The following is a 13,936-nucleotide window of genomic DNA, read 5'->3' on the forward strand; positions in this document are numbered from 1 at the left end:
CTCGTTACTCCTCTTTGCTGACGGTGACCTGTGCCTCGCGCAGGACCTTCTCGGCCATCTCGTAGCCGGGGCGGTGGACGTCGGCGATAGCGCCCGGCTCCTCCTCGCTCTCGACGTTCGCCAGCACCTGGTGCTGGGTCGGGTCCACGTCTTCGCCGGGGTCGGGGTCGATGACGTCGACGTTCTCGGCGTCGAGGACGTCGTCGAGTTGGCGCAGCGTCGACTCGACGCCGCCTCGAATGTCGGTGTCCTCGTCCTGGTCGAGCGCGCGTTCGAGGTTGTCACGCACGTCCAGAATCCGGCTCACGAGGTCCTCGGTGGCCCGCTGTTTCTCCTCCTCGCGGCGCTTGTCCATCCGCTTCTTGTAGTTCTGGAACTCCGCCTGCTTGCGTTTTAGCTTCTCCTCAAGTTCGTCGGCCTCGGATTCGAGTTCCTCCACCTCGTCTTCCAGCGCGTCGTTTCGGCTCCGCAGCGCAGCGAGTTCGCGGGCGATGTCTTCGGGGTCTCCCTCCGCGACCCGCTCGACCAGTTCCTCGTCGGCGTCGTCGTCGAGGTCTATCTCGTCCGTGTCGACGTCCTCCGGGGCCTCTTCGAGGTCGGGGGCCGCTTCGCTGTCGACGTCGGCATCCCCGTCGTCGGATGTCGTCGCCTCCTCGGCTGCGTCCTGCTCACTCATACCCGATGGGAGTGGTCACGCGAATAAAAGGATTCAGAAAGCGGGCTAGGAACTGTTGTACTAGTTCACCGCGTCGTGAGCATCAGTGGTAAGCCGACTCGCTACTCCACGAACAGCCAGAAAGCCCCGGCCAGCGCTGTTTGACCAACCGGTTACGGGCGGAACTGAAAGGGGGCTGTCTCGAGTACTGTCAGTAACGGCGGCCGCTGCGGCGGTCTGGCTGCCCACAATCGAGACAATTCACACACGTGCCGTTCCTAGCCGCGAAACCGTTAACCAGGGGCTCACCGAACCACCGACCGTGCTGGAGTTGACCTTCGAGGAGGGAACTGTCCGTCTCGATGGGGAGGTCCCGCCGGACCTGCCCGGCGTCGAGTCGGACGACCGCTCGAAGAGCGCCCGCGTGCCGGCCTACCGCTACGCCGCTCTCCGCGCCGAACTGGACGAGCGCGGTGTCGACGACGCCGACCGCGTTCTCGACACCGCGCCAGTCGCCCTCTCGACGACCTACGAACTCCGCGAATACCAGCAAGACGCCCTCGACGCCTGGCGCGACGCCGACGAGCGGGGCTGTCTCGAACTGCCCACCGGGAGCGGCAAGACGGTCATCGGCATCGCGGCGATGGTTGCGCTGGGCGTCCCGACCCTGGTCGTCGTCCCGACCATCGACCTGCTCGAGCAGTGGCAGCGCGAACTGGAGACGGAGTTCCAGCGACCAATCGGGCGCCTGGGCGGGGGCGAGCAGCGCGTCGAGGCCGTCACGGTCGCCACCTACGACTCGGCGTATCTGCGGGCCGACGAACTGGGCGACCGCTTCGGGCTGGTCGTCTTCGACGAGGTCCACCACCTGGGCGGGGAGGGGTACCGCGACATCGCCCGCCTGCTCGCCGCGCCCGCCCGACTGGGCCTCACCGCCACGTTCGAGCGCCCCGACGGTGCCCACGAGGTCATTACGGACCTCGTCGGCCCGCTCGTGCGGCGCATCGACGTGGACGACCTGGCGGGCGAACACCTCGCGGACTACGACATCAAGCGCGTCGAGGTGGCGCTGACCGACGCCGAGCGCGAGCGCTACGACGAGCACCAGGGCGTCTTCACGGACTACCTCACGCAATCGAACATCCAGTTGCGCTCCGGCAGCGACTACCAGGAACTCGTCAAGCGGTCGGGGACCGACCCCCGCGCCCGGGAGGCACTGCTCGCGAAGCAGCGCGCCCGCGAGGTGATGATGAACGCCGAGCGGAAGGTCGACCGGCTGGCGGACATCCTCGACCGCCATCGCGACGACCGCATCATCGTCTTTACGGCCTACACCGACCTCGTCTACCGGCTCTCCGAACGGTTCCTGCTCCCCGCTATCACCCACGAGACGGGCGCGAGCGAGCGCCGCGAGATTCTGGCGCGCTTTCGGGACGGCACCTACTCCAGAGTCGTGACCGCCAACGTCCTCGACGAGGGCGTCGACGTGCCCGACGCCAACGTCGCCGTGGTCCTCTCGGGCAGCGGCTCCGAGCGGGAGTTCACCCAGCGGCTGGGACGGGTTCTCCGGCCGAAAGCGGACGACTCCCGCGCGCTGCTGTACGAACTCGTCACCGAGGAGACGGCCGAGGAACGGGTCGCGAGACGGCGCCGATAACCGCGGTAGCGGGGACGGCCAGCCGGTAAGCTGTGCATACGTAACCGGCGCGGACCGATAGGACCGGCAATGTCCGCGTTGGTCGCCCACGCCGCTGTCGCTCGGCCGCCGGGAGTCGCCCGGAGGCGCGAGCGGTGCGCCTGATACAGCTCCGCGTCGAGGACGGTGAACTCGAAGCCGCCCGCGACGTGCTCGACGAGCGGGGGATACGCTACGTCAGCACCGACGAGCAGCACAACGGCAGCGACGGGGCGCTCGTCCAGTTCCCGATTCCGCCGGAGGCCGTCGACGAGGTGTTCGACGACTTCGAGGCGGCGGGGCTCGACGACGACCGGTACGCGGTGGTGGCCCGCGCGGAGACGGCCCGCCCCGACCACTCCGAGGCCACCGACGCCCACGAGGACCGCATCTCCCACGAGGAGCTTCGCGGCCGCGCCGTCGGGATGAACCCCGGCGTCGTCACCTACTACGGGATGACCGTCCTGAGCGCCGTCGTCGCCACGGCCGGTCTGTTGCTGGACTCGCCGGCCGTCGTCGTCGGCTCGATGGTCATCGCCCCGCAGGTCGGGTCGGCGCTCACCGCCGCCGTCGGGACGACGCTCGACGACCGGGCGCTGGTCCGCGAGGGGTTTCGCGACCAGCTAATGGGCCTGTTCGTCGCCATCGCCGGCGCGGCCGCCTTCGGCTTCCTCCTGCGCCGGGCCGGCTTCGTCCCCGCTCAATTGCGCGTCACCACCGTCCAGCAGATAGCCCACCGCATCTCGCCGGGCTTTCTCTCGCTCGCGGTGGGGCTCTGTGCCGGGGCCGCCGGCGCCGTCGGGCTGGCGACGGCGCTGCCCGTGTCGCTGGTCGGCGTGATGATAGCGGCGGCGCTCATCCCCGCCGCGGCGGCCGTCGGCGTCGGTATCGCCTGGCAGCTCCCCGCCGTCGCGCTCGGCGCCGGCATCCTGCTCGTGGTCAACGCCGCCTCCATCAACCTGACCGGCGTGTTGACCCTCTGGGGACTCGGCTTCCGGCCCGACGACTGGGAGTCTGGCTGGCCCTCGCCGGGGCAGGCGCGGCAGTACGCCCCGACGGTCGCGGCGCTGCTGGTGCTTCTCGCCGTCTTCGCCGGCGCGAGTTCGGTGACGGCCCAGCAGATGCAGGTCGAGGTCGCCGTCAACGACGCCGTCGAGGAGACGCTATCAGAGGAGCGCTACCGCGCGCTTGGCGTCCGCTCGGTCCAGACGCGTTTCGCCGGCGTGTCTGTCTATCGGCTCGACCGCCGGGTCACAGTCACGGTGAGCCGCCCCGACGGCGAGTCGTATCCGCGCCTCGTCGCCCGGCTCGGCCGGGCGGTCAACGACGCCATCGAGGAGCCCGCGGCCGTCGAAGTCGTCTTCGTCGACCGCCAGTCCCGGTGAGCCCGCTCCGGTCCCGGGGCCCGTCGTGCGAGCCGCGTCGACCACTCGTTATATAATCCTCCACGGACCCCGTCTAGGTAATGGCGGAGCTGCTCGACGAGCACGGGAATCTCTTCGGCGTCGTCAACGTCGTCGACGCGCTGGTCGTCCTGCTGGCCCTGGCCGTCGTCGTCGCGGGGGTTGGGCTCGTCTGGGGCGGCACCGACGGCGACCGGGACACGGCGGCGACGGACCGCACGGTCGTCTACGTCGACTACCGGACCGACCCGGTCGAACCGTACGTGGCCGACGCCATCCCGGAGGGGTCTATCGAGACGGCGAACGTCAGCAGCATCGAGAACAAGTCCGTCGCGCCGGCCGACGTGGTCACCGAGAACGAGTCGGGGGCGCTGTCGGTGCGCTCCCACCCGATACACCGGACGGTCACGCTCCGCGTCGGGCTGCCCGTGACCCGGGACGGGGGAGAGTTCCTGTACGCCGGAACCTCGCTGGAAGTCGGCACCGGCCTCACGCTGGACCTCGGGCCGACGACGGTCTCGGGCCGGGTCACGGCGGTCGAACCGGGCGACTCGTAGCCGCTTCTCCGCTGCTCAGTCGAACGCGGACAGCCGCGCGTCGCGGGTGTCGCGCAGGTACCGCCGGTGTGGCTCCGAACCACCCCAGCGCCACGAGGACGCTCTCGGCCGCGCCGACGAGTCGGTCGGCGTCGAAGTCCGCGTCGTAGCGCTCGGGCTCGCGGTGGTCGTCGACCGTCCGGACGAGGTCGCGCTGGGCGCCACGGACAAGTCGCTGCATCGCGGTCCGGTCCGACTGCTCGACGAACACGACCCCCGGGCCGAGCGGTGGTGTCGTCGGTCTCGACATAGTCCTCGGATACCCGTATTTGATATGTATCGGCCAGCCGTCCGTGTAGAGCGGAACTGAACGTGGACCGTCACGCGAGTCGGCCGTGGCCCGACCGCGCGCCGCCACAGCTATACAGCGCGGCCTACTAGTTCGATTCGTGACAGATTCCGACGACACACCGGCGCTGAGTGAGGCCGAACTGTCGGCGCTGCACGAGGCCGAACTCGGTGTCGAGTGGCTGCGGCGGGCCCACGGGAGCCTCGTCGAGGTCCACCACGCCACCGGGCACGCGATGGACCACCTCCACGACGCCGAGGCGACGCTGCGTGAGGCCGGCCACACCGACCTGGCCGACCAGCTACGGAACGAACTGCTGCCCAGCGGCGCCATCGAGGACCGCTGGACGTACGACCTGCTGGAGACGTTCGAGTCCGGCATCCTCGCGGACGTGACCGCCTACGAGCGCCGGGTCCGCGAGGAACTGGCCGACGGCGAACGACACCTCACCGAGCGCCGTCAGGAGCGCGAGTGGAAATCCAGAGCGAAGCGAGACTGACGGCGCTCGACGCACGCTTTTTATCGCGCCGTCGCCCACTGTCGCCCGTGCTGACGAAGGACCTGCTGCGGGTGTCCCGGGCCGGCGGCGGCTACCACCCCCAGTTCGCCGACGACGAGACGCTCGCGGCCCGGGTGCTGGGTGTCTACCAGGGCCACGTCGGGGAGTCACGGGCGACGCTTCAGGCGGCGCTTACCGAGATAGAGGGCGAGGCGGAGGATTTCAAGCTCGTCCGGGGGTTCGCGAAGCTCGTCGAACGGGAGGCGACGTTCGAGACGCGCGCCGCGGTCCCGCCCGAGCGGGCGCGCAAGCGGGCGTTCGAGGCCGCCGAGGCGGTCGGCGTCGTCACGGAGTCCGAACGCGAGACGGCGCTCTCCCGGGCGGCCGACGGGCTCGGTATCGACGCCGCCGCGCTCGAATCGTCGCTGTACGCCGACCTGGACGACCGGCAGATTCTCGCCGCCGTTGACGCCCGCTGGTCGCCGGGCGAGTTGGTGACCCAGTACAACCTCTCGCTGGCCCAGACCGCGCTGTTCGACGCCACCGAGGTCAGGGTGCGCTCGTCGGACCCGAAAGCCGTGGTGTCTGCGGTCAAGCGCCTCCGCCTGCTGTACGAGATACGGACGACGCCCCGGGGTCGCGAGGTCGTCGTCACGGGCCCCGACGCCATCTTCTCGAACACGCGCCGGTACGGGACCCGATTCGCCCGCCTGTTGCGCACCGTCGCCGGGACGGGCGAGTGGACGCTCTCGGCCGCCATCGACGACCGCGGAACCGAGCGTGAACTCCGTCTCACCGAGGCGGACGTGTCGGTGCCCGGCGTCGAGCCCGTCACCGACGTGAGCTACGACAGCGGCGTCGAGGCCGACTTCGCCGCCCGGTTCGCGTCGCTGGGGCTGGACTGGGAGCTGATTCGCGAGCCCGAACCGCTGGAAGCGGGCGAACACGTCGTCATTCCCGACTTCGCGTTCGACTGGCGCCCCGGCGGCGACGGCGCGGTCCGGGACACCGCGAGCGGCGACACCGAACAGCGGGTCTTCTTCGAGGTGATGGGCTTCTGGACCCCGGAGTACGTCGAGAAGAAACTGGACCGACTGGCCGACGTCGACGACGTGACGATGCTGGTCGCCGTCGACGAGTCGCTGGGCGTGGGCGAGGCCATCGAGGCCCGCGACCACCGTGCCATCCCCTACTCGGGGACCATCCGCGTCAAGGACGTCCGGGACGCCCTGCGGCCCTACGAGGCCGAACTGGTGGCCGCGAGCGCGGCCGACATCCCCGACGCGCTCCGGCCCGACGCCGACGCGGTGTCGCTGTCGGCGCTGGCCGACGAGTACGGCGTCAGCGAGGAGGCCATCGAGGGAAAGCGTTTCCCCGACCACGAGCGGGTCGGGCGCACGCTGATTCGGCCGGCCGTGCTCGACGACCTCGCCGAGCGCGTCGAGGCCGGGATGGCGCTCGCCGCGGTCGCGGAACTGCTGGAGGCGTACGGCATCGACGACGACGGCGCCGTCCTCTCCCGACTGGGGTACCGGGTCGAGTGGGAGGGACTGAGCGGCGGGACTGTCCGCGAACGGCCGGAGTGAGCCCGTGAGACCGCCACCGCTCGCGTGTGGCTCCCGACGATAACCCGACGTTACCCGCGTCGGCCGGCGATAGTCGCTGCATAGTTACCCTGCTGTTGGTCCCTGTCACTGAGTATGACCGCAGTCAAAGTCGCGACGATTCTCGGCACGTCGGCCGAGTCCTGGGAGGCCGCGGCCCACGAGGCGTTCCACGAAGCCAGCGAGACCATCGAGAACATCCACCGCATCGAGGTCGAGGACTGGACGGCCAGCGTCGACGACGGCGAGATAACGACCTACGAGGCGACCGTCGAAGTGACGTTTCTGGTCCACCAGAGCCGCGGTTACAGCTCCCGGCGCCGGCCCTTGGGGACCTGCGAGCGGAGTTCGCCGTAGACGTACAGCCCGACGCCGACCGGTTCCCGGCGGCCGGCGAGGTCGTGCGTGACGAGTAGATACCCCCAGTCGCCGTCCCAGTCGAGTTCCTGGTCGTGGCCGGCGACGAAGGCCTCGGCCTCCCCCTCGGAGAGGTGGATGACGCAGTCAGTCGCGTGCGCGCCGAAGCGCTGGACCGCCTCCAGCGTCGGCTTCCAGTGTTCCTGGCGCGTCCTGAGGAAGGTCATCCCGAGCGCCTCGACGTCGACGGGCGAGGGGGGCTCGCCGCGGTAGACCCAGAGCTTCCCCTTGCCCCGTTCCCAGAACGTGTGCTCCTCGAAGGTCGCCGGCGGGACGCCGAAGCGGTCGTCCCAGAAGTCGAGCACCGCCTCGCGAGTCGCCCGGTCGGGGTCGTCGCGCTCGGCGTCGGTCGTCGGCAGCCGCGTGAACTTCGTACTGTCGTTCACTGTCCGACCTCCAGTTTCGCACAGAAGAACCCGCCCGTATCGTTGAACTGCGGGTAGATGCGCTTGGCGAGGCTGACACTCGGGTCGAACGCCTCGCCCTGCCACTCGGTGACGCCCTCGCGGTGGTCGAGCGGGAGGTCGAACTCGACCAGTTCGCAGGGTTCGCTGTCGAGGACGTGGTCCAGTACGGCCTCGTTCTCCTCCGGGGCAAACGTACACGTCGAGTAGACCACCGTACCGCCAGCTTTCGTCGCCTGGACGGCCCGTTCGAGGATGTCCTTCTGGACTCCCGAGATACCCCGGACGTGGGACATCGACCACTCGTCGAAGGCGTCGGGGTTCTTGCGGATGGTCCCCTCACAGGAGCAGGGCACGTCCACCAGCGCGCGGTCGTACTCGGCCCCGCCGAAGGGCTTGAGCGAGTGGTTCCGCGCGTCCTCGTGGGTGACCGCGACGTTCGTCGCGCCCAGGCGCTCGGTGTTGGTCCGGAGCGCGGAGATGCGCCCGAGGTTGTTGTCGGTGGCGACGACTTCGCCGCGGTCGTCCATGAGCGCCGCTAGCTGGGTGGCCTTGCTCCCCGGCGCGGCACAGGCGTCCCACACCCGCTCGCCGGGCTCGGGGGACAGCACCGCGGCAGGGACCGCCGACACCTCCTCCTGCCCGTGAATCCAGCCGTGGAAGTACGGCCAGTTCGCCCCCGGCGACGAGTCGGGCAGGACGAACAGCGCCTCGTGCCAGTCGACCGGCTCGTAGGTGACGCCGGCCGTCTCGAGCGCCCGCTCTACGTCCGCGACGGTGGCCTTGATGGTGTTGACCCGAATCGCCGACGGCAGCGGCCGCTCGCAGGCCGCCCGGAACGCCTCGAAGTCGTCGACAATCGGTCGGTACCGCTCCGGTGGTTCCATTGGCGCGAGCTTTGCGAGCACCGCGTTTGTGCGTTTCGAAGCTAGGAGTCGACGTTCCGTTTTCCGATGGAGACCGCAACTCTCGACACCGACAGAAAGCCCCGAGCGGCTACGGTCCCGCGACTCGCTGCGCGCCTCCTTCGCTGCGCTCAGTCCAGTGCTTTCGTCGTCGGGATTCCCGTAGCTGCTCGCCCCTTTCAGTCCACCCGTGGCCGGTCGGTCAAATAGCGCCGGGTGGGACTGAAAGGGGCGGCGGGCTGAACGAAGGCGGGCGACGCAAGGACCACAGCGAACGAAGTGAGCGAGGACCGCAGCGAGACCCCCGAGTTCAGCCCGCCGGGGCTTTCTGGCGGTACGCAGTGACTACATCGTTGCTGAGTTTCGCTGTGGCCTCGGTTCCTAGCAGCCATGCCTTTGAAGCGGCCAGCACTCCACAGCTAACATATGGCACACGTAGCGGTACATCGCGACGACATCGAACTCGACGCGCCGACGCTCGTCGAGGGGCTGCCGGGGGTCGGGCTGGTCGGGAAGCTGGCGGCCGACCACCTGGTCGACGCGTTCGACATGGTCCACTACGGGACGGCCCGGTGTGACGGGTTGCCGGAAATCGCGGTCTACAGCGAGGGCGACCCGGACGTCCGGAGCCCGGTCAGGATATACGCCGACAGCGAGCGGGACCTGCTGGTGCTCCAGAGCGACGCGCCGGTGTCGCCCGAGGCCGCCGAGTCCTTTGCGGGCTGTCTGGTCGACTGGTTCCAGGGGAACGACGTGACGCCGGTGTTCCTCAGCGGAATGCCCGCGGAGCGCGACGGCGACCCGTCGCTGTACGGCATCGCGACCGGCGACGGGGCGGCACTGCTTGAGGCGGCCGGGGTTCCGAGCCCGACGGAGTCGGGCGCCATCACGGGGCCGACGGGCGCGCTCGTCCACGAGGCCCAGCGCGCGGGGCTGACGAGCGTCGGCCTCGTGGTCGAGGCGGACCCGCAGTTCCCGGACCCCGAGGCCGCGGGCGAACTGCTCGCGACCGGCATCGGCCCGCTGGCGGACGTCGAGGTCGACACCGCGGAACTGGCCGAGCAGGCCGAGGAGATTCGCCAGACGAAGGCCCAACTGGCACAGCAGATGCAGGGCGGCGGCGAGGAGTCGACGAGCGCGCGCCCGCTGGGGTTCCAGTGATGGCCGACGCGGACTCGGTCGCCCGACTGGGCATCGTCTTGCTGGGGACGGCCGCGGCCGTCGTCGCCGGCTGGCTGGTGTTCGTCGCGTATCCCGGCAGCCTCACCGACCTGCTGGGGGTCGTGCTCGTGCTGGCGACGGCGCTGGTCGGCGCCCGCATCGCCAGCAACGTCGCGGGGTCGGTCGCCCCGAGCCACAACGTCGCGGAGGTGGCCGTCGAGGGGCCGATAACGCGGGACGGCGGCGGTGGCGGCATCGCCAGCCCGCCGACCAGCCCCGGCGCGGACGACATCGTCGAGCAGATAGAGTCGGCCGACGACGACCGCGGTGCGGAGGCGCTCCTCCTGAAACTCAACACGCCGGGCGGGCAAATCGTCCCCAGCGAGGACATCCGGCTGGCCGCCGAGCGATTCGACGGCCCGACCGTCGCCTACGCCACGGACGTCTGTGCCAGCGGCGGCTACGACATCGCCGCGGGCTGTGACGAACTGTGGGCCCGCGAGGGCTCTATCGTCGGCTCCATCGGCGTCATCGGCTCGCGGGTCAACGCCAGCGACCTGGCCGACCGGATGGGCCTGTCCTACGAGCAACTGACCGCCGGGGAGTACAAGGACGCCGGGACGCCCCTGAAGGAGTTCGAGGAGGACGAGCGCGAGTACCTCCAGGGGCTCATCGACGACTACTACGACCAGTTCGTCGAGACCGTCGCCGAGGGACGGGACATAGACGAGACGACCATCCGGGACACCGAGGCCCGGGTGTTCCTCGGCGCGGCGGCCCACGAACTTGGTCTCGTCGACGGTATCGGCACCCGCGAGGACGTCGAGGACCGACTCGAAGCGCGGCTCGGCGAGCCGGTGACCGTCGCGGAGTTCGAGCCCGCCCGCGGGCTCATGTCACGGGTCCGCGGCGGCGCACAGGCGGTCGCGTTCGCGTTGGGGGCGGGGCTCACCAGCGCCTTCGACGGCGACGTCGACGGCTTCACGTTCCGACAGTGACGCCGACTCGCTGGCCTCAATCCTCAGGGTGAGAGTCGGCGCGTCTCCAGGCGACCGCCGTCTCGACGTCGTCCATTCCGCCGGAATCCGGCGACAGTCCGGTTCTATCATCAATTATCGTGTAACTGTGGCGGGCGAACCCCGCGAGGGTTTTTTATCTCGCGGCCGTGTCTGCAACACTGTGACAACGCTGGTGGTGTGTATCGACCGGGACAGCCCTGTCGCAGACAGGTGTCCGGTCGTGGGGCGGGCTGCCGTCGAGTCGACCATCACCGAGACCGGTGTCGTCGACCCGGAGGACAGCCGCATCAACTGCCTGCTGGAGGGGCTGCGGGTGGCCGACGACCTCGAAGCGGAGGGCGACGACACCGTCGTGGCGGTCGTGGGCGGCGGCGGCGACGCCGTCGGGAGCGACCGCGAAATCGCCCGCCAGACCGAGTCGCTGGTCAAGCGGTACGACCCCGACTCGGCGGTGGTCGTCGTCGACAGCGCCGACGACGAGCGGCTGGTCCCCATCATCGAGAGCCGCGTCCGCGTCGACGCCGTCGACCGCGTCGTCGTCCGCCAGGCCCGCGACATCGAGTCGACGTACTACCTGCTCAAGCAGTTCCTCGCCGACGAGGAACTCAGACGGACGGTGCTGGTCCCCGTCGGCATCGCGCTGCTTGCGCTCCCCTTGCTCCTCCAGTTCGTCAGCCCGACGACCGCCATCGGCGCCATCGCCGCCGCGCTGGGCGTGTTCCTCATCTACAAGGGCTTTGGAATCGACGTCTATCTCTCGCGGCTGCCGGGCCAGATACGCGAGGCGCTGTACTCCGGGCAGGTCTCGCTCGTGACCTACGTCGTCGCCGGCGGACTCTCCATCGTCGGCATCTTCGCCGGCGCGCTGGAGATATCGCCACCGGGCTCGACCGGCCTGTTCATCCTCGTGAACCGGTTCCTCTTCGAGTCCGTCCCGTGGCTGACCGCGGCGGCGCTTGCTGCCTCGCTCGGTCGCCTGCTCGACGAACTCCTCCAGCGCGAGGGCATCCGCAGCGCCTACGTGAACCTCCCCTTCGGCGCGGTCGCGGTCGGGCTCGTGGTCCGGGGCTTTTCGGCGTACTTCCTCGAACGAGCGGGCGTGTTCGGCCCGTTCACGGTGCCGGCGATGGACTTCGGTATCATCGAGGTCAACGGCTTCGCGATGGACCTGGGCACGCGACTGGCGACGTTCATCCTCGCGGGCATCCTCGTCGCCGTCGTCGGCGTCCGCGTCGCGGCCTACGTCAGCCAGAACGATATCGAAGCGGAACTGGTCGACTGACCGGGTCAGTCGCGAACAGACAGCGATTTACCCCCGGCCGGAGTACGACTGGGCATGACCGACGGCGTGTGGGTGTCGCTGTTCTCGGGCGGGAAAGACTCCTCGTGGGCGCTGTATCGCGCCCTCGAGAACGGCTACCCCGTCGAACGACTGGTGACGGTCCACCCCGAGGGCGACTCCTACATGTATCACGTCCCCGCGACGCGTCTCGCCGCCCTGGCCGCCGAGAGCATCGGTATCGAACTCGTCGAAGTCGAGCCCGACGACTTCGGGGCCGACGACGTCCCCGACTCGGGCGCCCAGGGTGACGCGGAACTCGAACCGCTGGAGGCCGCGCTGCGCGAGATAGACGCCGAGGTCGGCGTCGGCGGCGTCACCGCCGGCGCCGTCGAGAGCGAGTACCAGACCAGCCGCATCGAGGCGATGGCCGAGCGCCTCGAGGCGAACCTCTTCGCCCCGCTCTGGCAGGAAGACCCCCGCGACCTCGCCGACGCGATGCTGTCGGCCGGCTTCGAGATTCGCATCATCCGCGTCGCCGCCTACGGCTTAGACGAGTCCTGGCTCGGCCGCACGCTCGACGCCGACGCGCTGGACGAACTCGAAGCGCTCAACGAGGAATACGGCGTCCACATCCTCGGCGAGGGCGGGGAGTTCGAGACGCTCGTCGTGGACGGCCCCCACATGGACCGACGCATCGAACTGGCGTACAGCACCGAGTGGGACGGGACGCGGGGGACCATCGTGGTCGAGGACGCCTGGCTGGAGTGATATTCTGACCGGACGGTCCCGGTGAGCAAACGGCGGCCCCAGGCCGCAGTTTCACTGGAAGCGCGCTGGCGGCGTGCTTTCGGCGGTTTTTAGCGTAGATTTTTGCGAGTCCCCCTCCCCACAGCGGCGCGAAGCGCCGCGAGGAGTGGGGGCGAAGTAAAATGGTACTATTGGATACGCGAGTGCTGCCCGACGAGCGCGCCGTCGAGGTCCTTGTCGTCGACGCTTGCCTTCTCGTCTATCACGGAATCGTTGATGTCGGCGTCGGTGATGGTGGCGTCTTGGAAGACGACGGTGTCGTCGATGTCGGAGTTCCGGATGGTCGCGCCCGGGAGGACGTGGACGTTGTCGCCCAGCCGAGAGTTCTCGACGGTGGCGTCGTCGGCGACGATGTTCTCGCCGCCGAGGGCGAACTCGACGGCTTCGAGGTAGGACTCGGGGGTGCCGATGTCGTACCAGACGCCGTCGAAGCTAAAGGGTCGCACGGAGCCCTGGTCGACGAGCCACTGGATGAACCAGCCGGGCTCGTCGGGGTTGTTGTCGCCCGAGAGGTACTCGTCGAAGCGGATGGCGTCGGCTGGGAAGGCGTAGCACGCGATAGAGACGAGCGTACTCTTGGGGTTGTCGGGCTTCTCCTGGAAGTCGACGATTTCGTCGTTCTCGACCTGAATGAGGCCGTAGGACTTGGCCTTCTCCAGGTCGCCCACGTCGTAGGCCGCAAGCGTCGGGTCGTCGTAGTCCTTGAAGTGGTCGATGAACTCGCTGATGTTGAACCCAAAGAGGTTGTCGCCGGCGATGACGAGCAGGTCCTCCTCGCCCAGCCCTTCGCGGTCGACGAGTTGCGCGAGCGCGCCGACGACGCCGAACTTCTCGTCCTCGTCGCTGGTGTCCTCGACGGACATACTGATTTTGTCGGTGCCACGTTCCTCGAAGTGCGCTTCGAACTCGTCGGCGAAGGCCTCGTTCGTCGAGATGAAGATTTCGCTGATGCGCTCGTCGCTCTCGAGTTCGTCGACGATGCCGTCGATGACGGTCGACTCACCGACCGGAAGCAGCATCTTCGGGCGGTGTCGCGTAATCGGCCACATTCGTGTTGCGTAACCACCAGCAAGGACAATTGCCTTCATATGTCGACCCACACCTGCAAGTGACAAGTTCTTTTCCCTCCCGCCGGGCCGTCGACGCGTTCGGGCGGAACGCATCGCTCCCGTCGGGGCTCGACGGTCGCCGGGATAGTTCAACTCACGTAACGATGTTTG

15 protein-coding genes are annotated in these 13,936 nt (G+C 69.0%); 10 read left to right on the forward strand and 5 right to left on the reverse strand.

Annotation, left to right across the window (positions count from 1 at the left end):
- Positions 1–4: 4 nt before the first annotated feature.
- Complete coding sequence (locus NDI86_RS03980) at positions 5–676, reverse strand: nucleotide exchange factor GrpE (protein ID WP_310899102.1); 672 nt, start codon at positions 674–676, stop codon at positions 5–7.
- 301 nt (positions 677–977) lie between these two features.
- On the opposite strand from NDI86_RS03980, the gene NDI86_RS03985 reads away from it, so the two are divergent.
- The 3 genes from NDI86_RS03985 to NDI86_RS03995 all read left to right on the forward strand — a co-directional run bounded on the left by NDI86_RS03985 (position 978) and on the right by NDI86_RS03995 (position 4,290).
- Positions 978–2,312 (forward strand): DEAD/DEAH box helicase family protein, encoded by a 1,335-nt coding sequence (locus tag NDI86_RS03985; protein WP_310899103.1) that lies wholly within the window; start codon positions 978–980, stop codon positions 2,310–2,312.
- A gap of 134 nt (positions 2,313–2,446) precedes the next feature.
- Positions 2,447–3,715: a TIGR00341 family protein gene (locus tag NDI86_RS03990; protein ID WP_310899104.1), complete on the forward strand. Its 1,269-nt coding sequence runs from the start codon at positions 2,447–2,449 to the stop codon at positions 3,713–3,715.
- An 80-nt stretch (positions 3,716–3,795) separates the two neighbouring features.
- Positions 3,796–4,290, forward strand: a complete 495-nt coding sequence (locus tag NDI86_RS03995) for a DUF4330 family protein (protein WP_310899105.1) — start codon at positions 3,796–3,798, stop codon at positions 4,288–4,290.
- Here NDI86_RS03995 and NDI86_RS04000 read toward each other — a convergent pair.
- Positions 4,262–4,579, reverse strand: a complete 318-nt coding sequence (locus tag NDI86_RS04000; RefSeq protein WP_310899106.1) for a hypothetical protein — start codon at positions 4,577–4,579, stop codon at positions 4,262–4,264. The genes NDI86_RS03995 and NDI86_RS04000 overlap by 29 nt on opposite strands.
- Before the next feature lie 139 nt (positions 4,580–4,718).
- Between NDI86_RS04000 and NDI86_RS04005 the strand changes: the two genes are divergently transcribed.
- From NDI86_RS04005 to NDI86_RS04015, 3 genes are all read left to right on the forward strand, one after another.
- Positions 4,719–5,117: a hypothetical protein gene (locus tag NDI86_RS04005; protein WP_310899107.1), complete on the forward strand. Its 399-nt coding sequence runs from the start codon at positions 4,719–4,721 to the stop codon at positions 5,115–5,117.
- Positions 5,118–5,164: 47 nt separating this feature from the next.
- On the forward strand, positions 5,165–6,703 hold the full coding sequence (locus NDI86_RS04010; RefSeq protein WP_310899108.1) for a DUF790 family protein: 1,539 nt from the start codon (positions 5,165–5,167) through the stop codon (positions 6,701–6,703).
- 114 nt (positions 6,704–6,817) lie between these two features.
- Positions 6,818–7,078 carry a dodecin family protein gene (locus NDI86_RS04015; RefSeq protein WP_310899109.1) on the forward strand — a complete coding sequence of 87 codons (261 nt, stop codon included), beginning with the start codon at positions 6,818–6,820 and terminating at the stop codon, positions 7,076–7,078.
- Here the strand turns inward: NDI86_RS04015 and NDI86_RS04020 are convergent.
- Together NDI86_RS04020 and NDI86_RS04025 are read right to left on the reverse strand one after the other, a co-directional pair.
- Complete coding sequence (locus NDI86_RS04020; protein ID WP_310899110.1) at positions 7,027–7,524, reverse strand: DUF7122 family protein; 498 nt, start codon at positions 7,522–7,524, stop codon at positions 7,027–7,029. The genes NDI86_RS04015 and NDI86_RS04020 overlap by 52 nt on opposite strands.
- Complete coding sequence (locus tag NDI86_RS04025) at positions 7,521–8,429, reverse strand: RsmB/NOP family class I SAM-dependent RNA methyltransferase (protein WP_310899111.1); 909 nt, start codon at positions 8,427–8,429, stop codon at positions 7,521–7,523. The genes NDI86_RS04020 and NDI86_RS04025 overlap by 4 nt, the downstream gene beginning before the upstream one ends.
- A 444-nt stretch (positions 8,430–8,873) precedes the next feature.
- Here NDI86_RS04025 and NDI86_RS04030 point away from each other — a divergent pair, with 444 nt between their 5' ends.
- The 4 genes from NDI86_RS04030 to NDI86_RS04045 all read left to right on the forward strand — a co-directional run bounded on the left by NDI86_RS04030 (position 8,874) and on the right by NDI86_RS04045 (position 12,677).
- Positions 8,874–9,608, forward strand: coding sequence for a proteasome assembly chaperone family protein (locus NDI86_RS04030; RefSeq protein WP_310899112.1), 735 nt, complete (start codon positions 8,874–8,876; stop codon positions 9,606–9,608).
- Positions 9,608–10,606, forward strand: coding sequence for a signal peptide peptidase SppA (gene sppA / locus NDI86_RS04035; RefSeq protein WP_310899113.1), 999 nt, complete (start codon positions 9,608–9,610; stop codon positions 10,604–10,606). Before NDI86_RS04030 ends, sppA begins: the two co-directional genes overlap by 1 nt.
- 181 nt (positions 10,607–10,787) lie before the next feature.
- Complete coding sequence (locus NDI86_RS04040) at positions 10,788–11,909, forward strand: DUF373 family protein (RefSeq protein ID WP_310899114.1); 1,122 nt, start codon at positions 10,788–10,790, stop codon at positions 11,907–11,909.
- Positions 11,910–11,963: 54 nt separating this feature from the next.
- Positions 11,964–12,677, forward strand: a complete 714-nt coding sequence (locus NDI86_RS04045) for a diphthine--ammonia ligase (RefSeq protein WP_310899115.1) — start codon at positions 11,964–11,966, stop codon at positions 12,675–12,677.
- Positions 12,678–12,844: 167 nt separating this feature from the next.
- On the opposite strand, the gene NDI86_RS04050 is transcribed toward NDI86_RS04045, so the two are convergent.
- The gene (locus NDI86_RS04050; protein WP_310899116.1) at positions 12,845–13,804 is read right to left on the reverse strand and encodes a nucleotidyltransferase family protein; all 960 of its coding nucleotides are present in this window, start codon (positions 13,802–13,804) and stop codon (positions 12,845–12,847) included.
- Positions 13,805–13,936: the final 132 nt, after the last annotated feature.

The sequence above is a fragment of the Haloarcula onubensis genome (assembly GCF_031624605.1).
In the GTDB taxonomy this organism is placed as follows: domain Archaea; phylum Halobacteriota; class Halobacteria; order Halobacteriales; family Haloarculaceae; genus Haloarcula; species Haloarcula onubensis.